Origin of the sequence: Paenibacillus sp. FSL R10-2748, from assembly GCF_038005565.1 — a bacterium.
In the GTDB taxonomy this organism is placed as follows: domain Bacteria; phylum Bacillota; class Bacilli; order Paenibacillales; family Paenibacillaceae; genus Paenibacillus; species Paenibacillus polymyxa_B.
Window position 1 is genome coordinate 433,573 of record NZ_JBBOTK010000005.1, and the last position, 21,028, is coordinate 454,600.

A 21,028-nucleotide genomic window follows, 5' to 3' on the forward strand; every position below is an offset into this window, starting at 1 on the left:
GGTTTGTGCGATTGAATGGACGGGATTTGAGGGCGATGGCTGAGAGGTGAGTAAATTGTGGAAGTTTGATTTTGGTCCGGGGGAGCCTGCGGATGGCTACAAGGGAGTGTCTCCGGATTGCTTATATACAACTGAACAGGGCTATGGCTTTGAGACTACGGAGCATGTGTACGGTCGAAAAAGGCAGAGTGCAGCCAAGGATGCACGTACGCGGCTGCGAAGCAGCTTTTGTATTCCACTGAACGCTGCATTTGTTGCAGATGTGCCAGACGGGCTGTATCTCGTCACTATACTGGTCGGCGATTCGCAGGCGGAAACGCTCACGCGACTCAAGGCTGGTGAAGGCAAGCACATGCTTCCCCCAGTACACACGCTGCCGGGCCAGTTCACCGAAGCGCTGTTTGCGGTGCCTGTACGGGGTGGCAAACTACGCCTCACCGTGTCAGGCACCGCGCCACGGCTCAATGCGCTGGAGATTGCGCCAGCTCCACAGAATCTCCGGCTATTCCTAGCCGGAGATTCCACGGTTACGGATCAGGACGCATCCGGCTATCCGTATACAGGCTGGGGTCAGGCTTTGCCCGCCCTGTTCAAGCATGATGTCTGCGTGGATAATCATGCCGTATCGGGACGAAGCTCCAAAAGCTTCGTGGACGAAGGACGGCTGGGTGTCATTTTGGGCGAAATAAAGGCAGGAGATTTCCTGTTCATCCAGTTCGGTCATAATGATCAGAAGCCTGATCCGGAGCGGGCTACAGAGCCTTTTACAACCTACAAGGAGCATCTTCGCCTCTATATCGACGGCGCAAGAAGCCATGGGGCAACCCCGGTACTGGTCACGCCCGTACATCGTCGCTATTTTAACGAGGATGGTACGCTATCTGATACACATGGTGACTATGTAACAGCGGTTCGTGAGCTGGCGGAAGAAGCGAATGTACCGCTGATTGATTTGTCTGCCTGCACGCAGGAGTTATATGAGCAGCTGGGTCCCGAAGAGAGTAAAGAGCTTTTTATGTGGTTGCTGCCTGGTGAATACATGAACTTTTCCGGCGGCTTAGAGGATAACACGCATTTTCATGAGAATGGCGCGGTTCGTATTGCAGACATGGTGGTGGATGCTGTGAAGGAACTGGATTTGCAACCGCTGCGCATGTATTTACGTTGAAGGACGACCTTTTCATGTACGGGCGTCAAGGAGGTAACTCACGTGAAACTTACCAAAGGGGGAGACGTGGAAATGCCTGCATTGATTTTTGATGAAGAACAAGTTAAGCAGGTGATCGACCGGGTAGTAGAACGCACCTTTCAAATGCACTACAGCTGGGATTGGCCGGGCGGAGTAGCCTTTTACGGAGTATGCGAAGCGTATGAAGCGACAGGGAACGAAAAGTATCTGACCAAGCTAAAAGAATGGGTAGACGAAAATATCGAGGATGGGCTTCCGTCTCTCTCGGTGAACGGCGTTTCTGTCGGGCACTGTTTGTTGACGCTTTATCAGGCCACAGGTGAGCAAAAATACCTTGATATTGCCATCGAGATGGCAGAATTTTTGGCCAAAAAAGCGGAGCGGTTTGCCGACGGCATTTTCCAGCATACGGTGAATTCACTTCATGATGTATTTCCGCAGCAAGCATGGGTGGATACGATGTTTATGGCCGGTTATTATTTGCTGCGCATCGGTCATCTGTTAGGCAAGAAGGAGTATTGGGAGGATGGGGTTCGTCAATATCACGGGCATGAAGAATTTTTGCAGGACCCGGATACGAATCTGTATTATCACGGATGGGATCATGCGAATCAAAGCCGGATGTCAGGAATATATTGGGCGCGCGGCAATTCATGGGCAGCCCTCACGATGGCAAAAGCGCTGAAACTTGTGGAGGTGCAGCATCCATCTTATATGATCATCGACGGCTCGCTGCGTGACCAGCTCAATGCACTGGTGCGGCTGCAATCCCCAGAAGGGCTGTGGCATACGGTGCTGAACGATGATACCTCTTATCTGGAAACCTCGGGCTCGGCAGGAATTGCGACCGCCTTGCTTATGCAAGGAAGATTGTTTAACAAATACACCCAAAAGGCGATCGAAGGTATTCTTTCCCGCATTAAGGACGACGGCACAGTCACGGGTGTATCCGCTGGAACTGCTGTAATGAACGATATTGACGGTTATCGAAACGTTCCATATAAACGCATTCAGGGATGGGGTCAGGGATTGGCGCTTGCTTTTCTGGCCCAACTGTTGCGTACCAAGGAGAATCCGTACGGCTAGAAGAAGGGACATAGGGAAACGAAAGTATTCATAGGTCAAAGGAGGCCGATAGCATGGGAGATACTGAACTTTCTCAGGAGCTTTCTCATGAAAAAGTAGCTAATCAGCCGCGAGGCAGCCTATTCTGGGTCATCCCCGATGGGTATATTCCACCGGAAAGCCGGGGTGAGCTGCTCAGTCATGAGAGTATATGCGTGCTGAATTGTGGGAGACGTGTGGCAAATCTGAGTATAGACATCTATTTTGAAGACCGCGAGCCATTGGAGGGATTGATCGAGGTGGTGGAAGGAAGACGAACCCGTCATATCCGAACAGCCTCGTTGGAGAAATCCGGCGAGCAGATTCCGGTAGGTATTCCTTACGCAATTACGGTCACTAGCGATGTGCCCATAATCGTACAATATAGCAGATTGGACACGACACAGCCGGAATTGGCGTTAATGAGTGTCATGGCGTACCCTATCTAATGTGACGAAGACTAAGAAATGAAAAAAGAAATCTCTCGGCTGGAATTGCGCAGCCTGGAGATTTCTTTTTTTGCAGGCAAATGAGTGTCTATTTTTAGCCCGTTTTTTGTGATTTTGCCGAAGTTGTTTTGATTGGCGTGAAGTTTTTTCGTCCTCCGAAATTGGTACCCAACACGCCGATAATGATCATCACAGCCCCAATAATGTGATAGTAGGCGAGCTGCTCCTTCAAAATGTAAGCACCGGCAATCATGGAAATGAGGGTGGATAAATTGCCGATCACACTCATTTTGGAGGCTTCGATCCACTTCAAGGCAAAGCTCGATAACAGCGAGGTGACGAGGGTAGACAGAATGCCCAGATAAATCAGTGCCATCCAATAACCAGGCTTCACCAGTGGAGCGGTATAGGCGCTCATGGAGCCGTCTATGGCATGATATCCCAGTGCCACCACGTTAAAAACGATACATCCCAAAATAGAGGTAACGTAGGTCAATTCCATTGGGTTGTACTTTTGTGTTAATGGACGTGCCAGTACGTTATAGCCGGATAGGCATATCGCAGAGAGCACGAGCAGAAGAATACCACCATAGCTACTGGATGCTAACGGTGCCCCACTTTTCATCACAAATATAAAAACCACGCCAAAGACAGAGAGCAGTAAGGAAATCTTCTGAACTACCGTTGTACGCTCTTTAATAAAATAGGAAGCTAACAGCAGCGTAAAGATGGGAACGGTTGCTTGGATTATTCCACCTTCCGATGAAGAAGTGCTCATCAGCCCGAAGGCTTGCAGTGGAAAATACACTAATGGCGAGAGCAGCGCCAGTGGTAAAATGCGCAGAATGTCACGCATCTTGATGTTGATCTTGATCCAACCGAGCAACACGGGAATGGTCAAAGCGATAAAAGACAGCGCAAAGCGGTGGGCGATCACATCCAGCGGGCTCGCCTCTGTGACTGTCAATTTTACAAATAAAAATGAAAATCCAAGTATAGCTGCATAGCTGAGAGCTGCCAGATAGGCGGCTCCATTTCTGGAACGACTGTTCATAATAAACCTCCGTAATAATGACCTTAACCTGTGGTTCTCTCAATATACCCGGATGGCATAACTTGATACAATCCATAAAATCTGCAACTGTACGGGTACAGTTGTGAAATGAAAAAAAGCCGGAACGAAGTCCCAGAGGTCGGATACCCATCCCTAAGACTACTTCCAGCTCTTATCCTATTCATATTTTATCAACTTACTGTTTAGTTTACTTACCTTGTGACATCGCCCGGAACGAATCGTCCGCCGCTTCCAGCGTAGTATCCACATCTTCGTCCGTATGCGCTGTTGTGAGGAACCAGGCTTCGTACTTGGATGGTGCCAGATGAATACCGCGATCCAGCATGTGACGGAAGAAGGATGCAAACGCTTCGCTATCCGTATCCTGCGCCTGCGCGTAATTCGTGATCGGATGATCACAGAAATGCGTCGAGAACGCTCCACGAATACGGTTGATCGTCAATGGCACGCCGTAGCGTTCGGCAGAGGACTGGATACCGTCCGTCAGCCTCACAGCCAGACGTTCCATCTCTTCATACACGCCTTCCCCTTGAAGGACTTCAAGGCAGGCGATGCCTGACGAGATGGACGCCGGGTTGCCCGCCATCGTACCCGCCTGATAAGCTGGGCCGAGTGGGGCAACCTGCTCCATGATGTGCTTGCTGCCGCCGTAGGCACCAATCGGCAGACCACCGCCCATGATTTTGCCCAGCGCGGTCAAATCTGGCTGAATCGCATCATGGTTGTCCAAACCTGCATACGTTTGGGTGGAACCGAAGTGGAATCGGAATGCGGTAATGACCTCGTCATAAATGACGAGTGAGCCGTTCGCACGCGCCATGGAGCACAACCCTTCCAAATAACCGGGTTGCGGCATGACCATGCCAAAATTACCGACAATGGGCTCGACCATGACTGCCGCCACATCGTCGCTCCAACGCTCCAAGGCTTGGCGTAACGCGTCGAGATCATTGAATGGTACGGTAATAACCTCGCTCGCAATGTTGGTCGTAATGCCTGCACTGTCAGGTATGCCTAGCGTGGAAGGGCCGGAGCCTGCGGCAACAAGTACCAGATCCGAGTGACCGTGGTAGCAGCCGGCAAATTTGATGATCTTGTTCCGTTTCGTATAGGCCCGTGCAACACGAATCGTTGTCATAACCGCTTCTGTGCCAGAATTCACAAACCGGACCTTGTCCATAGAAGGAATTGCTTCCTTCAGCATCTTGGCCAGTTTGATTTCCAATACCGTTGAGGTTCCGTATAATACGCCGTTCGCGGCCGCTTCGCTGATAGCCTTAGTAATATGGGGATGGGCATGTCCAGTAATAATAGGGCCATAAGCCGCCAAATAGTCGATATACCGATTATCATCCTCATCCCAGAAATGAGCACCTTTAGCGCGTTTCATGAATACTGGAGCGCCGCCGCCCACAGCTTTAAAGGAGCGTGAAGGGCTGTTAACGCCCCCGACAATATGCTCCAGGGCTTCTTTATATAGTGCTTCGGAGTTTTCCCGTTTCATCATCAAAAACTTCCTTTCCGTTCATTAAAATAGGGTATACACACGCCAAAGGGCAGCGTTCACGGCTGCCCCTGCATACATCATTATAGCTCTTTTTGTCCTGTCTTTGTTGTTGATTGTGTGGAAGCATCCTCATTACTGGTTTTACTGCCCCCTGTAAAAGAAGCTTTATCCTTCTTGGTAGACGATGCACTGTCTGGCTGTTTCGTTTCATTCTGATCCTTATTTTGTTCCTGTGTTTGTGCGGGTGGATTATTAAATATATCCTGCACATACGTTTTCAGTTCTTCCGGATCGCGGACAGTAAGAACTGCCGCGCCGCCCACATTCTCTTCTCCGAGCATCTTCATCGGTGGAACCTGTTCGCTGCCTGCAAAGTTGCTTTGGTACCCCACATTTGCCAGCTTCCACATATCGTTAACACTGAGATTCGTGTCAATGAACGGGTTAACCTGCTCTAAAATATTTGGCAAGTTAGCGATGGAAGTCGTGGTCTGCATTTTCTGGGCTATTGCCTCCAAAAATGCGCGTTGCCGTCCTGATCGGGAGAAGTCGGACATTGCATCGTGGCGGAACCGCACATATTGAAGCGCCGTGTTGCCATCTAGATGCTGCATGCCCTTTTTCAAATCAATATCGTACTGATGTTTATCCGCATTACTTGTATAATGCATATCCTTTTCCACTTCAAAATCAATCCCGCCTACGGCATCCACCAGTTTGATAAAGCCCTGGAAATCCGTGTACACATAATATTGCACCGGGATGCCTAACAGATCGCCAGCCGTCTTCATGGCTGTGTTGGGTCCGTGAGTAATGGCGGTGTTAATTCGATTTTTTCCATAGCCGGGAATATCCACGTACGTATCACGCAAAATAGAGAACAGGTGGATTTTTTTCTTAACGGGGTCCAGCGATACGACCATCATACTGTCTGATCGGGGAACTTCCCCTTTCTGGATACCGCGCCCATCGACACCCATCAGCAAAATGTTAACCATATCGGTACCTTCCCACTTGGGCGGTTCTGGCGTACGAACCTGATCGACCTGCTTTACATTTTTGAAGGGGGAGTTAGCGCCCTCTTTATGCAGATTATCCAGCTGATTATAAATAGATGTAAAATAGTACACGGCAAAGCCGACAATCGCGACGATTACCACGGCTAGAACCGACCATATCGTCCTTTTGGTTCTGCTTGTCATGGATGCTCTCCCTTTCGCTTTTCAGTTCATTACATTATAATTTCTTTTTGGAGCACAATCAATTTAACTATGGATTTTACAAATCCTGATTGAGAGGTATAACATGCTGGCAATTGATGTGCAGGATCTGCGCAAAACATTTAAGGTTCAAAAAAATCGCGAGGGCTTAAAAGGTGCCTTCCTTGATTTATTCGCCCGCGAATACAACGAGGTAGCCGCGGTCAAAGATATATCCTTCCGTATTCCGCAAGGAGAAATATGCGGTTATATCGGTGAGAACGGCGCCGGAAAGTCCACCACGATTAAGATGCTGACAGGCATTCTCGTGCCGACATCGGGACATCTCAAGGTGGGCGGTTATGTCCCCTATGAGGAACGCGAGAAATTTGTAGGCAACATTGGTGTTGTTTTCGGTCAGCGCAGCCAGCTTTGGTGGGACATCGGTGTGATCGAGTCTTTTCAACTACTGCGGAAAGTATATCAGGTTCCGGCCACGGACTTCAAACGCAGGCTGGATGAGCTGGTAGAGAGACTGCAATTGCAGGATCTGCTAAGCCGCCCGGTACGCAAGCTTAGTCTCGGGCAACGGATGCGCTGTGAGTTAGTAGCAGCCTTGCTGCACAATCCGTCCATTGTTTTTCTGGACGAGCCGACCATTGGCCTCGATATTATGGTAAAGTCCGAAATCCGCGAGTTTCTAAAGGACATGAACCGGGATTATGGTACGACTATTTTGCTGACAACCCATGATTTGCAGGATATTGAAGCGCTGTGCTCGCGCGTCATTATGCTGGATGATGGGAATATCATCTATGATGGTGGTCTGGAGGATCTGAAGGCACGTTGGGGTACAGGTCGAGAAGTACGGTTTCAGTTCGGCACACCGACCCAACTGGAGCAATTACAGGCATGGACTGCTGATATGCCACTGGCTTGGACGGCGGATAACGATTTGGCTGCCAAGGTATGGATTCCGCTTCATATTAATGTATCGGATGTGCTCGCAAGCGTAGTCGGTCGCACGGACATTACGGATATCAAAATCATTGAAACCAACACGGATGATATCGTCCGCAGTATCTATCAGTCTGGCTCGGCGGAACGCCAGGGCAATCCGGTAGTGGAGGCCAAAGTTCATGCTTAGCGTATACACCGATTTTATTCGTATCCGATTTCTCACGATGCTTGCGTATCGTGTAAACTACTATTCAGGAATCCTTATTTATTCCATGAATATTGGCGTGTATTATTTCACATACAAAGCGATATATGGCGATGCGGGTAGCATTGGAGGTTTTACCGCTGCTCAGATGACGACGTATGTTGCAGTATCGTGGATGGCGAGAGCCTTTTATTTTAACAATCTGGATCGTGAAATCTCGACGGATATTCGTGATGGAAGCATCGCAATTCAGATGATCCGACCTTATAACTATGTACTTGTTAAATTTATGCAGGGACTCGGTGAGGGAATGTTCCGTTTTCTGTTGTTTATGATTCCGGGCATGGCGATTGCGATGCTGCTGTTTCCAGTGACACTCCCCAGTGACCCGGTAGCCTGGGTTGGTTTTCTGGTCATGCTGTTTTTCAGCTTTCTGATCAACACTCAGATCAATATTATTACGGGGTTAACGGCCTTTTTTATCGAAAATAATGAGGGCATGATGCGTATGAAGCGCGTAGTTGTAGATCTGTTTTCTGGGTTGATTTTGCCAATCAGTTTGTTTCCAGGCTGGCTGGCGACGATCGCCCAATGGATGCCGTTTCAGGCGATTACCTATTTGCCAGGCTCTGTATTTACGGGACGTGTAAAAGGCGTTGGCATCTGGAATGTACTGGGTATCCAAATCATTTGGCTGGTCGTTCTGCTCGTGCCGATGATCATCATTTGGCGACTGGCGCGCAGACGTCTGTTCGTGCAGGGAGGGTAAGCCGATGATGTACTATTTGGGTCTCATTAGCGAATATTTAAAAAATTACATGAAGTCACGGCTCACCTATCGAGCCGACTTTTGGGTAGAAGTTATTTCAGACCTGCTGTTTCAGGCCACAAATCTTATTTTTATCCTGGTTATTTTTATGCATACAGACAGTTTGGGCGGCTGGAGTGAAAATGAAGTCGTGTTCGTTTATGGATTTTTCATGGTTCCATACGGACTATTCAGTTGTTTTGTAAATCTTTGGAACTTTAGCGAACGTTACATCGTGAAAGGTGAACTCGACCGGGTAATGACCCGTCCCGCGTATAATCTGTTCCAGATTTTCCTTGAAAATGTGGATCCGCCTGCGTTGGTGGGTTCTGTGATTGGCCTGATTATCATGGGGATCAGCGGGGCACAGATGGACTTGGCTATGGAGTGGTGGTTCGTACCGGCGCTGATCATTTTGAGCCTAAGTGCCGTGGCGATCTATACGGGCATATACACCATATTGACATCCCTTTCGTTTTTTTCGGATGCGCCGACAGGAATTATCCCGCTCATGTACAATATTCAGGGCTACGGACGTTATCCAGTGACGATCTATAACCGTGCTATTCAGGTTGTGCTAACTTGGATACTGCCTTTTGCTTTTGTTGGTGTATATCCAGCCTCCCTGTTCCTTCACCGAGAGGATATGCGCCATATGGCCCTGTTAACTCCTGTGATGGGAATTGTCTTTCTGACTTTGGGTTTACTGGCATGGAACTGGGGAGTTCGCCGTTACAGAGGGGCAGGCTCATAGGGCGGATCACATAAGAACTCCCACAAGATAGGAGATGATGAGATGTCCACGACATCTACCATTATTGGACAACCGGCACCGGATTTTGAATTGCCTGGGAGTGAGGGAAAGTGTGTCAAGCTGTCTGATTATCGAGGCAGTAGGGTATTGCTGTATTTCTATCCCAAGGATTTGACCTCTAGTTGCTCGACTCAGGCTTGTGATTTTCGGGATAAACATACGGAGTTTGAAGACTTGAACACGGTGATTCTGGGGATAAGCCCAGATCCACTCAAGCAGCATGACAAGTTTATTGCAAAGTATGGACTCCCTTTTCAGTTGTTATCCGATGAAGAGCATCAGGTGGCTGAGACGTATAGTGTATGGCAGCAAAAACAGATGTACGGCAAGCAGTATATGGGCATAGTTCGGTCTACGTTCCTTATTGATGAAAATGGTATCCTAATTCATGAATGGCGTGGTTTAAGAGTGAAAGGACATATTGATGCTGCGCTGGCATACATTCAGGATATGGCGTAAGTGAAGAACAAAAGAAAACCTTTTGAAACCGGATCGTGCTTTCAGGCGCATGGGTTTCAAAAGGTTTTTGTTAATTTCCAGATGTGTTTTGCCGCTGCTTCCACTTTTGCTGGCAAAGGTAAATACCCCATAATATAAGCGGAATGAACAAGCCGTTACCACAGAAAATGAATACATATACAGATAACAGCATCTCACTAACGCGACTAAAAGCCTCTATTCCCGATAGTACAGTAAACACCAGTAATATCCATTTCCTCCAAACTACCTGAGTTACCAGCAATCAATGCTTGATCCTTTAAATAGTCGAATGGTTCCGCGCCCTCTGGTACATGATGTTCGTTTTCCCGCATTAATGAACGCAGAACGGAATCATGGAGTAATTGAGTGTTAATCAGACCATTGATATAAAACAAAGCCGCTGGCCATTTTTGCATCCATAATAGCTCTTTAATGATTAAATCTCCGCTGTTTCCAAAGGAGCTTTATGGTTTACATTATCCCTCAAGTTAGAGGACACATGAGTAACTGGACAACTTTTATTCTGATTTGGCATACGTAAAATCCTCCGATATTGGAGTTTCTTGGCTTAGTATGTTCTGAATATATGAATTTATGCCTTGACGGTTTATAGAGTGATTTTTATAAATTAGATAAACAACTAATTATATGCAGTGCAGGATTTCAGGCTGGACGATGCCGGAATTGGAGTGTTTTAAGCCGCTTTGGGCGCGGGTCTGGTTGCTAGCGGGGTAGGGGGGCATTTGTCTGGATACATTATTAATGCGGGAGACCCCATTGTATTTACAGGGTCCATTGTGGTCATGCTGGGCATGCTGACGGCGTGGAGTCAAGGTATCATCGGACTGTCTATGTTTGGAGCAGGGGTGGCGATTGAAATGATGGAGCCGCGGGGTTTGTTGTGATATCTATCGTGATTTCAATGTATTATGCAAGGACCCGTAGTCGTAAGGCAGCAGGAGTTTGACTACTCCGTGTCATCCTTGTTGCTGGTTTTCACTGATTTTTCGGATTTGCGTAGCCAACTAAACAGAAAGTTTCTCCACCGGTAAATAATATACAGCAGGATCATAAACCCAACGACTCCCGCAATTCGCAGTGCATACAGCTCTACCAAATGGAAAATGACATCCCATTGGGGACCAAACAGCTTGCCGATGCTTAGAAAGAGGATGACCCAGAATAAAGCGCCGCTGTAAGCATACAAGACAAATTTACGGAAAGAAAGAGCAATAATCCCGGCAAAATAACCGGTAAAATGCCTGACACCGGGGATGAAATATCCAAGGAAAATAAGCCAGTATCCATATCGTTGAAACCATTTTTGTGTTTTCTGAAGCTTGTCCGGCGATAACAAAACCCATTTACCATATTTCTGAATAAAGGGGAGTCCAGCCCACTTTCCGATAAAGTAGGTAATAGTCATACCGATGGTTGTGCCCAAGAAAGCTAGTAGCACCAGTTTACCGTAATCCAGGGTACCGGCATAGGAAAGATATCCCGCATAAGCCATTGTGGTTTCCCCGGGAAAAGGTAAAGCAATAAACTCAAGCAGCAAGCCGAAAAAAAGGACGCCGTAGCCGTATTCTTCGAACAATTGCGCGATCCACTTCAGCACATCCATCGTTTACACTCCTACGAACAGATTGAGTATTTTAGAATCAATTCATTTTAACAATCTTTTCATGCCCACTCAACTCCGGTTGATTTCTTGACGTCTTGTTTTATCGTTGCGTATAATGAAACGAACAATTGAGGGAGGCACGGTAATGAATAAGCCTAATGAAATCGTTGTAGTTCTCGATTTTGGAGGACAATACAACCAGTTAATCGCAAGAAGAATTCGGGATCTCGGTGTATATAGCGAGCTCCTTCCATACAATACGCCTGCGGAGAAGCTGAGAGAGCTGGCGCCAAAAGGGATTGTTTTCTCAGGCGGACCTTCCAGCGTATATACAGACAATGCTCCTCAGGTGGATCGGGCAATTTATGATCTTGGCATCCCTATCTTTGGTATTTGTTATGGCATGCAACTGATGGCTCACCAACTGGATGGTAAGGTAGAACGTGCGGGCAAGCGTGAGTATGGCAAAGCAGACGTGCAATTCAATCAGGATGCCCGCTTGGCTAAAGGACTGGATTCTCGTCAAACCGTATGGATGAGCCATGGGGATCACGTTACAGATCTGCCAACCGGATTTACACTTGATGCAGGAACAGAGAGTGCGCCGATTGCCGCGATGAGTAACCTGGAGCGGAATCTGTATGCGGTGCAATTCCATCCAGAGGTACGTCATTCCGTTCAAGGTAACGAGATGATCAGCAACTTCCTTTATGAAGTGTGCGGTTGTGAAGGCAACTGGACCATGGAATCGTTCATTGAAGATCAAATTCGTGAGATTCGTCAACAGGTTGGCGACAAGAAAGTATTGTGTGCCTTAAGCGGTGGCGTGGATTCTTCCGTTGTAGCGATGCTCATTCACAAAGCGATTGGTGACCAACTGACGTGTATGTTCATTGACCATGGATTGCTGCGCAAAGGTGAAGCCGAAAGTGTAATGGAGACGTTCGTTGGTAAATTTGATATGAAAGTTGTCAAAATTGACGCACGTGAGCGCTTCTTGTCCAAGCTGGCAGGAGTTGATGATCCGGAACAAAAACGTAAAATCATCGGTAACGAGTTTATCTATGTGTTCGAGGAAGAATCTTCTCAATTCGACGATTTTACTTTCCTGGCACAAGGTACACTGTATACGGATATTGTAGAGAGCGGAACAGCAACGGCACAGACCATTAAATCCCATCATAATGTGGGTGGTTTGCCGGAGAACATGAAGTTCAAGCTGATCGAGCCGTTGAATGCCCTGTTCAAGGACGAAGTGCGTAAAGTCGGAGAAGAATGCGGACTGCCACCTGAGATTGTATGGCGTCAGCCGTTCCCAGGTCCGGGTCTTGCCATTCGTGTGCTGGGTGAAGTGACAGAGGACAAGCTAACCATTGTTCGTGAGTCGGATTACATTTTGCGCGAGGAGATTGCTAAAGCCGGTCTGGACCGGGAAATCTGGCAATACTTCACCGCTTTGCCGAATATGAAGAGTGTTGGCGTTATGGGCGATGCTCGTACGTATTCTTACACTGTTGGTATTCGTGCAGTAACCTCTATCGACGGTATGACTGCCGACTGGGCACGTATCCCTTGGGATGTGCTGGAGAAAATTTCGGTACGTATCGTAAACGAAGTGGATAACGTGAATCGCATCGTGTATGATATCACCTCCAAACCACCAGCAACGATTGAGTGGGAATAAACGCGGAGACTCCCGCGCCGTAACCATCAATCCTTTAAGATTTACCAATACAACATCAGGACTCCTCCGTATCGGCGAAATATCGCTATGCGGTTGGAGTCTTTTTTACGGGTGCCAGGTCGAACCTTTGCTCGGGAAAGTTTACTGTACGGCAACCTCAATCGACGGGGGTTAGCTAAAGGCGAACAGCATTGCCTCATGCGGCGGAGATATGAAGTCATTTATTGTTGCAAAACGGAATATGAAGCTGAAAAAAGGAGATATTATTCAATGGTAATGTCTCCTTTTTTTATATGGTTTTATTAGATTCAAGCTATAAATAGCTTAAATCAAGTATGAAATTAAACGTTCACTTCTTTTTCATGTCATGCTCTAATGGTGTCATGTTTTGATACTAATATATTTTATAATGTACCTAGATTAAAGTGTTGCATATCTCGTTTTATTAAACGCTGTTCTAAGGAGAATAAAGAGATGAAAAAATTATTTCTGTCGTCCTCATTTAAGGATGTTGCACCATGCTTAGTCCATTTCGCTGGTGAAAACTTAGAAGGAAAAAAAGTCACCTTCATCCCAACCGCAAGTATTCCAGAGAAAGTTAAGTTTTATGTGGATTCAGGGAAAAAAGCATTAGAGAATTTAGGATTAGTCGTGGATGAAATCGAAATCGGCACAGCAACATTGAACGAAATAGAGAGTAAAATTAGAGAAAATGACTATATTTATATTACCGGAGGCAACACATTTTATTTACTTCAAGAGTTGAGAAGAACCGGGGCTGACAAAATCATTGCTGATGAAGTTAATGCAGGGAAGTTATATATAGGCGAATCGGCAGGTTCGATGATTTTATCACCGAATATCGAATATGCCCGACTTATGGACAATGTGGAGGAGGCGCCTGCTTTGGATTCCTTTATTGCGCTTGGGATAATTGAATTCTATCCAGTCCCCCACCATACGAACATCCCGTTTAAAAAAGCGGTGGAGAGCATCATTGAGGAATATGGCAGCCAATTAAATTTATATCCAATCAGCAACGCGGAAGTTATTTTGGTTGAAAGTGACAGTATAAAGGTCGAGAATGCATGATTTTAAAAGATCAAGAACCTTTAACTCCACATCTATCGTGGTGTTAAAGGTTCTTTTTTATAATTCTACCTTACCATACGATCCTTTTCCCAGTTGCAGCCGATTCCTCAATGCGGTCCAGTAGCTGATGCAGCTTTATGGCATGGTTGAAATCGGGAGCGAGACGGGTGTGTGTCAAAATATCCTCGGCAAAAACATAATGAGCCTTGGCTACATTTAGGGTTACCCCTTCTCTTGGGAAATCCAGGCTTATATTAGGCTCTCTAGTTATACTTATTTGTTCAAAAGCGCCATTAGGACCATGACTTTGCGTACTGCTTGGATCGTACACAAGTTTTTCGAGCGTTAGATTCCCGAATTGAACATGCCCAAGCGAAGGATTCTGTGACAAACGCAAAATGCCCTTTTTCCCTTGAATCTCTATCTCAAACTTAGAATTCACCCCACCTTGAATGTGAACGGATACAGGTGCTCCTTTTTCCAATAGTCCGTGAATCAGAATCTGATCGGCTGTATCCTTGGAAATGACTTCACCCGTTTCCTGAATAGTGGCTTCGTGATAACGGGATGATGTGATGGCCGATAGCTCGCGGAATTCGCCAACGATGTATTGCAGCGCATCCAGGGAATGTCCGCCATTAATCGTGAGCAGATTAGCCCCATTGGCTCTATTCAGCAGATAAGCAGTGTCCTGATTTACTTGTCCTCCTTTGCCGGGAGTAGCTACTTGCATATGACAGGATATAATTTCACCAATCTCTCCGCCCTCCACGAGCTTTTTCATCGTTTGCACTTCAAGATCCTGCCGTGCCTGCAAGCCGACGGTATGATGAATGCCTGCCAGTTCCGCCGCTTTGGCCATTTCAGCAGCTTCCGCAGTGTTTGCCCCCAAGGGCCATTCACAAAAAATATGCTTTCTCTCTTGAATTGCCGCCATCACCGCCTCGTAATGATGGGGAACTTTTACGCTCACCACGACCATGTCCACATCCTCGGAAGCTGCGAGCTTTTTGGAATCATCAAAAGCTAGTGCCGCACCTACTTCTTCTGCGCTTTGTCGCGCACTCTCCATACGAGAGGTACCGACGGCAGTGATATCCAGGTTCGAGTGCTTGAGCAAAGCCGGAATATGCGTTTGACTGGCCCATTTATTATTCATCGAACCTCCTACGATACCTACACGAATCTTCTTTTTGATCATGTTGCCATACCTCCTGATTTTTAAAATGAGGGTGGAAAATAGCATCCAAGGCCAATATAATACACTTAACTCATAAATAAAAATGCTTGTTTATGATATAGGTATCATTTTATTTGATGGGTGGTGAAGGGATGGATATTGAAAATATGCAGGCGTTTGTTTCGGTGGCAGAGCTGAGAAGCCTGACAGAAGCAGCACAAAAGTTGAATCACCTGCAATCGAATATGACGGCCAAAATAAAGAAGCTGGAGGCCCATTACGGCACAGCGTTATTTTACCGAAAGCCCCGTGGTATGGAGCTGACACCCGCAGGAGAAACCTTGTATGCTCAGTTCAAGCAAATGTTGTTGCTATGGCAAGACACGGAGATGAAAATGAGACCTCAGGAGGAAAAGCTGCGCATCGGTACCATGCAGTCCATCGTGGCGGGCGAAACAACGAGGGCGCTCACGAAGGTATATGAGCTGTATCCGCAGGCTTCGGTTACATTAAAAACCGGAACCACGACGGAAATGGAGCGATTGATCCTTGACGGCGAACTCGATATTGCTTTTGTTACAGGGTATCCCGCCAACCCGTATATTCATTATCAAAAAATATGCCGTGAAGAACTGGTGCTGGTGGGGAAAGGCATACATGAAGGCTCGGATCTCAAACAGGTACTCCAAGGAGCGTCTATTATCATATTGTCGGATGGTTGCCTGTATCTCACGTATTTAGAGAAGATGTATCAGGACATGCAATTGACCCATGGCGAGGTGGTAGAGGTCGGTGTGTTTGATACGATGGTGCAATTTTCCTTGATGGGAATGGGAATCACCCTCATGTCCAAAAAGCTGGCGCGGCAATTTAAAGTAACATCCTATTTGCCCGCTCCCCCAACCTTCGGCTACATGGATACATATTTAATAACCCGGCCAAATCACGAAATGACAGCGATTGAACATAAATTTATCGAAATCAACAATACGATCTAATAGATAGGAGAGATATCGAATGACAATCAATCAAGGCAAATACCAAGGCAGCCATGCTGTATTTCTGGGCGATAGCATTACGTTTGGATATGAATTGCGTGATGGAGAAAAGCCTTACCCCCACCTTGTGAGCGACGCACTGGGATTCCTAACCTTTGAGAATCACGGCATATCCGGCAGCAGTGTAGCCAGCGGCGGTTTTGAACCGATGTGTGAGCGTTATGAGAAAATGAACCCTCATGCAGACGTGATCTTTTTTATGGGGGGAAGAAACGATTTTTCGATGGGAGAAATACCGTTCGGTAGCTTGGATACGCCATCGACAGAAACGCGTACGTTTTATGGTGCGCTCAAGCATATTGCCGAAGGACTAATTAACCGTTACCCGGACAAGCTGATCGTCTTTTTGACTCCGCCTCACGGATCAAGTGATACGGTTCCTGAGCATCTGCCTAATGCCATTACTGGTCAAGTCTATAGCGCGTATGCACAGGCCGTGAGAGAAGTGGCCTCACTTTATTCTTTCCCGTGCTGCGATCTGTGGAATATCGCCGGAATTCAACCACTATTGCCTGTACATAAACAGATGTACTTTACAGGGGAAAATGGTGTTCCTGACGGCCTGCACCCGAATCAGGCAGGCCACGAGCGGATGGCGGCCCGTATTATCGGATTTATGAATACACTGTAATTTGGACCATTTCATCGTTTTATCGAATGACCCTACTAACTACAAATTCTAGATTGCTCAGGCTTATTCGTTTAGCTTGAGCATTTTTTTGTGATTGTAGGATTTGTATATATAGACTTGTCTCAGGGCTTGTTTATTTTTAGAGGGGGTGTATAATACTTGATATATCAATTGATAGGTCAAGTATTAGGAGGAGGGTTTGTCATCGAACATTGCTCTGAAAAAAGCCAGTTGTTTTATCGCATGCATCTTTTGTGTAAAGAAATGAATAACGCCTTTGAAGCACAGTTAAAAACCAGCTTTACCAAGGTTGAAATTTTGTATCATATTGATCATCGTCAGGAACTAAGTCAGCTGGAACTCCAACACCTGCTCGTTCTGGATGGTGCAGCAGTAACCCGACATCTGAGAAGGCTGGAAGAGGAAGGTCTGATTTTACGTAGTAAAAAAGAGCAGGATAAGCGTGTGACCTATATATGTTTGACCGAATTAGGGGTTCAAGAGCTGCAAGTTTTGTCAGAGCAAAGACAAGCCTTTCAGGAAAAGCTGCTATGTAAGTTTACAGATGAGGAAATTGTGGCTTTGACAGATGTGCTACAGCGTATGTCTAGCAATGTAAAGAATATGTAAATGTGCGAGGAGGAAATGAATATGAAAGCCATCGTTATAGATCAGTATGGAAGCAAGGATGAATTGAAAGAAAGAGAAGTGGCTACTCCTACACCACAGGCTCATCAGGTTGTAGTCAAAGTGGCGGCTACCTCCATCAATCCAATTGACTGGAAGCTGCGTGAAGGTTACTTAAAACAAATGATGGATTGGGAGTTCCCGATTATTTTAGGCTGGGATGTAGCCGGCACTATTTCGGAAGTAGGCAGCGAGGTCACCGATTGGAAAGTGGGAGATGAAGTGTTTGCACGCCCGGACACCACACGGTTCGGTACTTATGCCGAGTATACCTTGGTGGATGATCACTTGCTGGCACGTAAACCTGCCTCAACTTCTTGGGAAGAAGCCGCTTCTGTACCTTTGGCGGGGTTGACTGCTTGGCAGGCGCTCTTTACACATGGTCAACTGACCAAAGGGGAGAAAGTATTAATCCACGCAGGTGCAGGTGGCGTAGGCATGTTTGCTATCCAGTTTGCCAAACAAGCCGGAGCCTATGTCATTACTACAGCCAGTGAGCGTAATCATGAATTGCTTGCTTCATTGGGAGCCGACCAAATCATTGACTATCGTACAACTCGTTTTGAGGAAGTTTTATCTGATGTGGACGTGGTGTTCGATACGATGGGTGGGGATGTTCAGAAGAACAGCTTTAAGGTAATGAAAAGGGATACCGGACGGATCATATCCATTGTCAGCAATTTTGACGAAGAGCTGGTGAAGGAGTACAACGTAACGGCCAAAAATATATGGCTGGAGCCCAACGGACAGCAGCTACAGGAAATTGCCGACCTGTTGGAGCAAAAGAAAGTAAGATCGGTAGTAGGAGCTACGTTTCCTTTTTCACAAAAAGGTTTGTATGACGCACACGCTTTAAGCGAAACTCACCACGCTGTCGGTAAAATTGCAATAACCTTCTCATAAGGACGCATACACATATACAGCACGAAAGGAATTGCACACGATGAAGATTTTAGAAGAATATTTTCACTACTATGATTTAGCAAAAGATGACGAGAAGAGTAGAGAACGATTAATTAGCCTTTTTTCTGAGAAGATTGAGTTTGTATTGAATGGTGATCGAAAACAAGGTATGGACAGTTGGAAAAGCTTCTTGAATATGTTCTTTGAGGGATCGCTCGAAATCAAGCATATGTATGAAGGTTGGAAACCTGTACCCAGAGAACCTGATACCTATCAAACCAAATGGGCAGTGTGTGGTAAAAAAGCAACAGGCGAAGTTTATACACTTACTGGAGTGGACAAGGCCCGGCTGGATGCGGAAGGTAAGATCGTTTATCTGGAAAATATACCAGACACAGCGAATGCCTTTGATAAGTACAAAAATCTCTGATTCCTCTAAATCATAACCCGTCAGCTGCATAATAGCTTGCGGGTTTTCTGTTTTCCGAACAATACATATGTGTTCAATTTGTAACATTCGCTTTTTCTGTTGACAAGCAGTAGGTGAGAGCCTAAAATAACGAATGTAATAATATAGCGCATATGAATGCGAATATTACTTCAAACGAACGATAACAATACGAGTATGCTTTGCGTAGGAGGAATTACGACTCATGGAGCGTTTCTTTAAATTAAAGGAACATGGCACGAACGTCCGCACAGAGATTATTGCGGGGATTACTACTTTTATGACCATGGCTTATATTCTGGTGGTCAACAATACTTTTTTAGGTCCGACTGGAGCAGGTATGCCCAGTGAAGCTGTCTTTTTTGCGACGGCGGTAGGTGCAGGTTTGGTTACCATACTGATGGGTTTATTCGTTAATGTGCCGATCGGCATGGCGCCGGGTATGGGCTTGAATGCTTATTTTATGACTGTAGTCCTGAGTTCGAATGGCATGATTACTTGGCAAGCGGCACTTGGCGCTGTATTTATATCCGGTATCGTCTTTCTGATTTTAACCGTGACACGAGTAAGACAGATGCTGCTTGTTGCGGTTCCGGAAAATTTAAAGACAGCCATTACAGTGGGTATCGGCTTGTTTATTACGATTGTCGGCTTCAAGCTTTGCAATCTGGTTATGGTGAGCATCGTTCCAGGGACAGATGTTGGTCAGCCGGTTCCGGGTCATGCTTTTAATTTGATTCTGGGAAGTCTGGTACATCAAAAGGATGCACTGCTGGCGCTAATCGGATTGCTTATTATCGCAGCACTGATGGTCGTTCGGGTCAAAGGTGCATTGCTGATTGGGATCGTAGCTACTACATTAATCGGTATTCCGATGGGAGTAACAAATCTGAGTAGCTTGACAACAGGCAACTGGATTCCTGATTTCAGTAATTTGGCTGTAGGTCAGTTAGACTTGAAAGCAGCTTTGCATATTGGTCTGTTTGATATCATTTTCATTTTCACATTTGTAGAGTTGTTTGATACGTTCGGTACCTTGGTAGGTACAGCTACACGCGCGGGTATAATGAAAGATAAGAAAAAAGGCGAGAAAATTATCGGTAAAGCGATGCTGGTGGATGCTGTTGGCGTAAGTACCGGCGCAGTATTGGGTACAAGTACGATTACAGCATTCGTAGAAAGCTCCGCAGGGGTAGAAGAAGGCGGACGTACCGGACTGACTGCTGTAACGACAGGTGTTCTGTTCTTGTTGGCCCTGTTTATTGCACCATTGGCTCTGGTTGTGCCTTCTGCCGCTACTGCTCCAGCTCTGATTATCGTTGGGGTCCTAATGATGAGTCAGGTTCGCAACATCGACTGGGATAACTTCCTGTTGGCATTTCCTGCATTTTTGACCATCGTGCTAATGCCTTTCACAGGTGGAATCGCGAATGGTATCTCTGCTGGTATTCTGTCTTACGTTGTGCTGGCTGTGTTCAGTAATCTGTTTACCAGCAATAAAGTTAAAATTCACTGGCTCATGTGGGTGCTTGCTATTATTGTAGTGATCCGCTTTGCCTTTATGGGCTCCGAATAATCAGTAGATATAGAACACAGAACCTCTTTCCTGTTGCTTAAGGGAAGAGGTTCTTTTTTTGTAGTTAGACGCAGATAGATACAAAGAAGCTATTATATAGAAGGAAAACGAATAATAAATAAAGCATTGTGAAATCTTATCTAATAAATGCTTGCAATAGGGATATGCATATGGTATATTCTAATTCCGGCCAAGAAATACAATGTTGCGAGCGAGTGTTACAAAAAAAGATTTCAAAAAAATGCTTGCAAAGTTGGTTCGGACATGATATGATATAAGAGTTGATGAAGTGACAAGCTAAATCAACGAAAAAGAATGTTTGATCTTTGAAAACTGAACAACGAGTGAGTAAAAT

At 46.1% G+C, this 21,028-nt stretch carries 22 protein-coding genes; 16 read left to right on the plus strand and 6 right to left on the minus strand.

Annotated elements, in window-relative coordinates:
- The first annotated feature begins 55 nt into the window (after positions 1-55).
- The 3 genes from NSS66_RS18030 (at position 56) to NSS66_RS18040 (ending at position 2,742) form a co-directional block, all read left to right on the plus strand.
- The gene (locus tag NSS66_RS18030) at positions 56-1,168 is read left to right on the plus strand and encodes a rhamnogalacturonan acetylesterase (RefSeq protein ID WP_340959513.1); all 1,113 of its coding nucleotides are present in this window, start codon (positions 56-58) and stop codon (positions 1,166-1,168) included.
- Between the two features lie 72 nt (positions 1,169-1,240).
- The gene (locus tag NSS66_RS18035; RefSeq protein WP_069080783.1) at positions 1,241-2,275 is read left to right on the plus strand and encodes a glycoside hydrolase family 88/105 protein; all 1,035 of its coding nucleotides are present in this window, start codon (positions 1,241-1,243) and stop codon (positions 2,273-2,275) included.
- A 53-nt stretch (positions 2,276-2,328) separates the two neighbouring features.
- Positions 2,329-2,742 (plus strand): sensory rhodopsin transducer, encoded by a 414-nt coding sequence (locus NSS66_RS18040; RefSeq protein ID WP_075153728.1) that lies wholly within the window; start codon positions 2,329-2,331, stop codon positions 2,740-2,742.
- Between the two features lie 94 nt (positions 2,743-2,836).
- Here the strand turns inward: NSS66_RS18040 and NSS66_RS18045 are convergent, their stop codons facing one another.
- The 3 genes from NSS66_RS18045 to NSS66_RS18055 all read right to left on the minus strand — a co-directional run bounded on the left by NSS66_RS18045 (position 2,837) and on the right by NSS66_RS18055 (position 6,526).
- Positions 2,837-3,796 carry a DMT family transporter gene (locus NSS66_RS18045; protein WP_028540998.1) on the minus strand — a complete coding sequence of 320 codons (960 nt, stop codon included), beginning with the start codon at positions 3,794-3,796 and terminating at the stop codon, positions 2,837-2,839.
- Positions 3,797-4,004: 208 nt separating this feature from the next.
- Entirely contained in the window at positions 4,005-5,321 is a 1,317-nt protein-coding gene (locus tag NSS66_RS18050) for a glutamate-1-semialdehyde 2,1-aminomutase (RefSeq protein WP_023987021.1), read from the minus strand.
- Positions 5,322-5,404: 83 nt separating this feature from the next.
- Positions 5,405-6,526, minus strand: coding sequence for an LCP family protein (locus tag NSS66_RS18055; protein WP_023987022.1), 1,122 nt, complete (start codon positions 6,524-6,526; stop codon positions 5,405-5,407).
- Between the two features lie 103 nt (positions 6,527-6,629).
- Here NSS66_RS18055 and NSS66_RS18060 point away from each other — a divergent pair, with 103 nt between their 5' ends.
- The 4 genes from NSS66_RS18060 to bcp are packed head-to-tail and all read left to right on the plus strand — an operon-like array spanning position 6,630 to position 9,769.
- Positions 6,630-7,670, plus strand: coding sequence for an ABC transporter ATP-binding protein (locus tag NSS66_RS18060; RefSeq protein ID WP_013308769.1), 1,041 nt, complete (start codon positions 6,630-6,632; stop codon positions 7,668-7,670).
- Positions 7,663-8,457, plus strand: coding sequence for an ABC transporter permease (locus NSS66_RS18065; protein WP_069081078.1), 795 nt, complete (start codon positions 7,663-7,665; stop codon positions 8,455-8,457). Before NSS66_RS18060 ends, NSS66_RS18065 begins: the two co-directional genes overlap by 8 nt.
- Before the next feature lie 4 nt (positions 8,458-8,461).
- Positions 8,462-9,250, plus strand: coding sequence for an ABC transporter permease (locus NSS66_RS18070; protein WP_028540996.1), 789 nt, complete (start codon positions 8,462-8,464; stop codon positions 9,248-9,250).
- A 42-nt stretch (positions 9,251-9,292) separates the two neighbouring features.
- Positions 9,293-9,769: a thioredoxin-dependent thiol peroxidase gene (gene bcp, locus NSS66_RS18075; RefSeq protein WP_340959498.1), complete on the plus strand. Its 477-nt coding sequence runs from the start codon at positions 9,293-9,295 to the stop codon at positions 9,767-9,769.
- Between the two features lie 206 nt (positions 9,770-9,975).
- Here bcp and NSS66_RS18080 read toward each other — a convergent pair whose 3' ends face one another.
- The gene (locus NSS66_RS18080) at positions 9,976-10,206 is read right to left on the minus strand and encodes a hypothetical protein (RefSeq protein WP_340959499.1); all 231 of its coding nucleotides are present in this window, start codon (positions 10,204-10,206) and stop codon (positions 9,976-9,978) included.
- Positions 10,207-10,533: 327 nt separating this feature from the next.
- On the opposite strand from NSS66_RS18080, the gene NSS66_RS18085 reads away from it, so the two are divergent.
- On the plus strand, positions 10,534-10,695 hold the full coding sequence (locus NSS66_RS18085) for a hypothetical protein (protein ID WP_340959501.1): 162 nt from the start codon (positions 10,534-10,536) through the stop codon (positions 10,693-10,695).
- 62 nt (positions 10,696-10,757) lie between these two features.
- On the opposite strand, the gene NSS66_RS18090 is transcribed toward NSS66_RS18085, so the two are convergent.
- Entirely contained in the window at positions 10,758-11,414 is a 657-nt protein-coding gene (locus NSS66_RS18090; protein WP_209940977.1) for a DedA family protein, read from the minus strand.
- Positions 11,415-11,559: 145 nt separating this feature from the next.
- Here NSS66_RS18090 and guaA point away from each other — a divergent pair, with 145 nt between their 5' ends.
- Positions 11,560-13,098 carry a glutamine-hydrolyzing GMP synthase gene (guaA, locus tag NSS66_RS18095; protein WP_023987031.1) on the plus strand — a complete coding sequence of 513 codons (1,539 nt, stop codon included), beginning with the start codon at positions 11,560-11,562 and terminating at the stop codon, positions 13,096-13,098.
- A gap of 474 nt (positions 13,099-13,572) precedes the next feature.
- A complete protein-coding gene (locus NSS66_RS18100) occupies positions 13,573-14,190 on the plus strand; it encodes a Type 1 glutamine amidotransferase-like domain-containing protein (RefSeq protein WP_028540990.1) in 618 nt (205 codons plus the stop codon).
- Positions 14,191-14,260: 70 nt separating this feature from the next.
- Here NSS66_RS18100 and NSS66_RS18105 read toward each other — a convergent pair whose 3' ends face one another.
- Positions 14,261-15,391, minus strand: coding sequence for a Gfo/Idh/MocA family protein (locus NSS66_RS18105; RefSeq protein ID WP_028540989.1), 1,131 nt, complete (start codon positions 15,389-15,391; stop codon positions 14,261-14,263).
- A 131-nt stretch (positions 15,392-15,522) separates the two neighbouring features.
- Here NSS66_RS18105 and NSS66_RS18110 point away from each other — a divergent pair, with 131 nt between their 5' ends.
- From NSS66_RS18110 to NSS66_RS18135, 6 genes are all read left to right on the plus strand, one after another.
- Positions 15,523-16,368 (plus strand): LysR family transcriptional regulator, encoded by an 846-nt coding sequence (locus tag NSS66_RS18110; protein ID WP_023987034.1) that lies wholly within the window; start codon positions 15,523-15,525, stop codon positions 16,366-16,368.
- Between the two features lie 19 nt (positions 16,369-16,387).
- Positions 16,388-17,059 carry an SGNH/GDSL hydrolase family protein gene (locus NSS66_RS18115; protein WP_023987035.1) on the plus strand — a complete coding sequence of 224 codons (672 nt, stop codon included), beginning with the start codon at positions 16,388-16,390 and terminating at the stop codon, positions 17,057-17,059.
- 159 nt (positions 17,060-17,218) lie between these two features.
- Positions 17,219-17,689: a MarR family winged helix-turn-helix transcriptional regulator gene (locus NSS66_RS18120; RefSeq protein ID WP_023987036.1), complete on the plus strand. Its 471-nt coding sequence runs from the start codon at positions 17,219-17,221 to the stop codon at positions 17,687-17,689.
- A 21-nt stretch (positions 17,690-17,710) separates the two neighbouring features.
- Positions 17,711-18,649, plus strand: coding sequence for an NADP-dependent oxidoreductase (locus NSS66_RS18125; RefSeq protein ID WP_023987037.1), 939 nt, complete (start codon positions 17,711-17,713; stop codon positions 18,647-18,649).
- A 40-nt stretch (positions 18,650-18,689) separates the two neighbouring features.
- Positions 18,690-19,079, plus strand: coding sequence for a nuclear transport factor 2 family protein (locus NSS66_RS18130; protein ID WP_023987038.1), 390 nt, complete (start codon positions 18,690-18,692; stop codon positions 19,077-19,079).
- A 223-nt stretch (positions 19,080-19,302) separates the two neighbouring features.
- Positions 19,303-20,673 carry an NCS2 family permease gene (locus tag NSS66_RS18135; RefSeq protein ID WP_023987039.1) on the plus strand — a complete coding sequence of 457 codons (1,371 nt, stop codon included), beginning with the start codon at positions 19,303-19,305 and terminating at the stop codon, positions 20,671-20,673.
- The last annotated feature ends 355 nt before the right edge of the window (positions 20,674-21,028 follow it).

Bases quoted from the DNA above. Each gene is read 5' to 3' on its own strand.
- NSS66_RS18035 (WP_069080783.1), top strand. From the start codon at position 1,241: ATGCCTGCATTGATTTTTGATGAAGAACAAGTTAAGCAGGTGATCGAC.
- NSS66_RS18040 (WP_075153728.1), top strand. From the start codon at position 2,329: ATGGGAGATACTGAACTTTCTCAGGAGCTTTCTCATGAAAAAGTAGCT.
- NSS66_RS18045 (WP_028540998.1), bottom strand. From the start codon at position 3,796: ATGAACAGTCGTTCCAGAAATGGAGCCGCCTATCTGGCAGCTCTCAGC.
- NSS66_RS18050 (WP_023987021.1), bottom strand. From the start codon at position 5,321: ATGAAACGGGAAAACTCCGAAGCACTATATAAAGAAGCCCTGGAGCAT.
- NSS66_RS18055 (WP_023987022.1), bottom strand. From the start codon at position 6,526: ATGACAAGCAGAACCAAAAGGACGATATGGTCGGTTCTAGCCGTGGTA.
- NSS66_RS18060 (WP_013308769.1), top strand. From the start codon at position 6,630: ATGCTGGCAATTGATGTGCAGGATCTGCGCAAAACATTTAAGGTTCAA.
- NSS66_RS18065 (WP_069081078.1), top strand. From the start codon at position 7,663: ATGCTTAGCGTATACACCGATTTTATTCGTATCCGATTTCTCACGATG.
- NSS66_RS18070 (WP_028540996.1), top strand. From the start codon at position 8,462: ATGATGTACTATTTGGGTCTCATTAGCGAATATTTAAAAAATTACATG.
- bcp (WP_340959498.1), top strand. From the start codon at position 9,293: ATGTCCACGACATCTACCATTATTGGACAACCGGCACCGGATTTTGAA.
- NSS66_RS18080 (WP_340959499.1), bottom strand. From the start codon at position 10,206: ATGCAAAAATGGCCAGCGGCTTTGTTTTATATCAATGGTCTGATTAAC.
- NSS66_RS18090 (WP_209940977.1), bottom strand. From the start codon at position 11,414: ATGGATGTGCTGAAGTGGATCGCGCAATTGTTCGAAGAATACGGCTAC.
- guaA (WP_023987031.1), top strand. From the start codon at position 11,560: ATGAATAAGCCTAATGAAATCGTTGTAGTTCTCGATTTTGGAGGACAA.
- NSS66_RS18100 (WP_028540990.1), top strand. From the start codon at position 13,573: ATGAAAAAATTATTTCTGTCGTCCTCATTTAAGGATGTTGCACCATGC.
- NSS66_RS18105 (WP_028540989.1), bottom strand. From the start codon at position 15,391: ATGATCAAAAAGAAGATTCGTGTAGGTATCGTAGGAGGTTCGATGAAT.
- NSS66_RS18110 (WP_023987034.1), top strand. From the start codon at position 15,523: ATGGATATTGAAAATATGCAGGCGTTTGTTTCGGTGGCAGAGCTGAGA.
- NSS66_RS18115 (WP_023987035.1), top strand. From the start codon at position 16,388: ATGACAATCAATCAAGGCAAATACCAAGGCAGCCATGCTGTATTTCTG.
- NSS66_RS18125 (WP_023987037.1), top strand. From the start codon at position 17,711: ATGAAAGCCATCGTTATAGATCAGTATGGAAGCAAGGATGAATTGAAA.
- NSS66_RS18130 (WP_023987038.1), top strand. From the start codon at position 18,690: ATGAAGATTTTAGAAGAATATTTTCACTACTATGATTTAGCAAAAGAT.
- NSS66_RS18135 (WP_023987039.1), top strand. From the start codon at position 19,303: ATGGAGCGTTTCTTTAAATTAAAGGAACATGGCACGAACGTCCGCACA.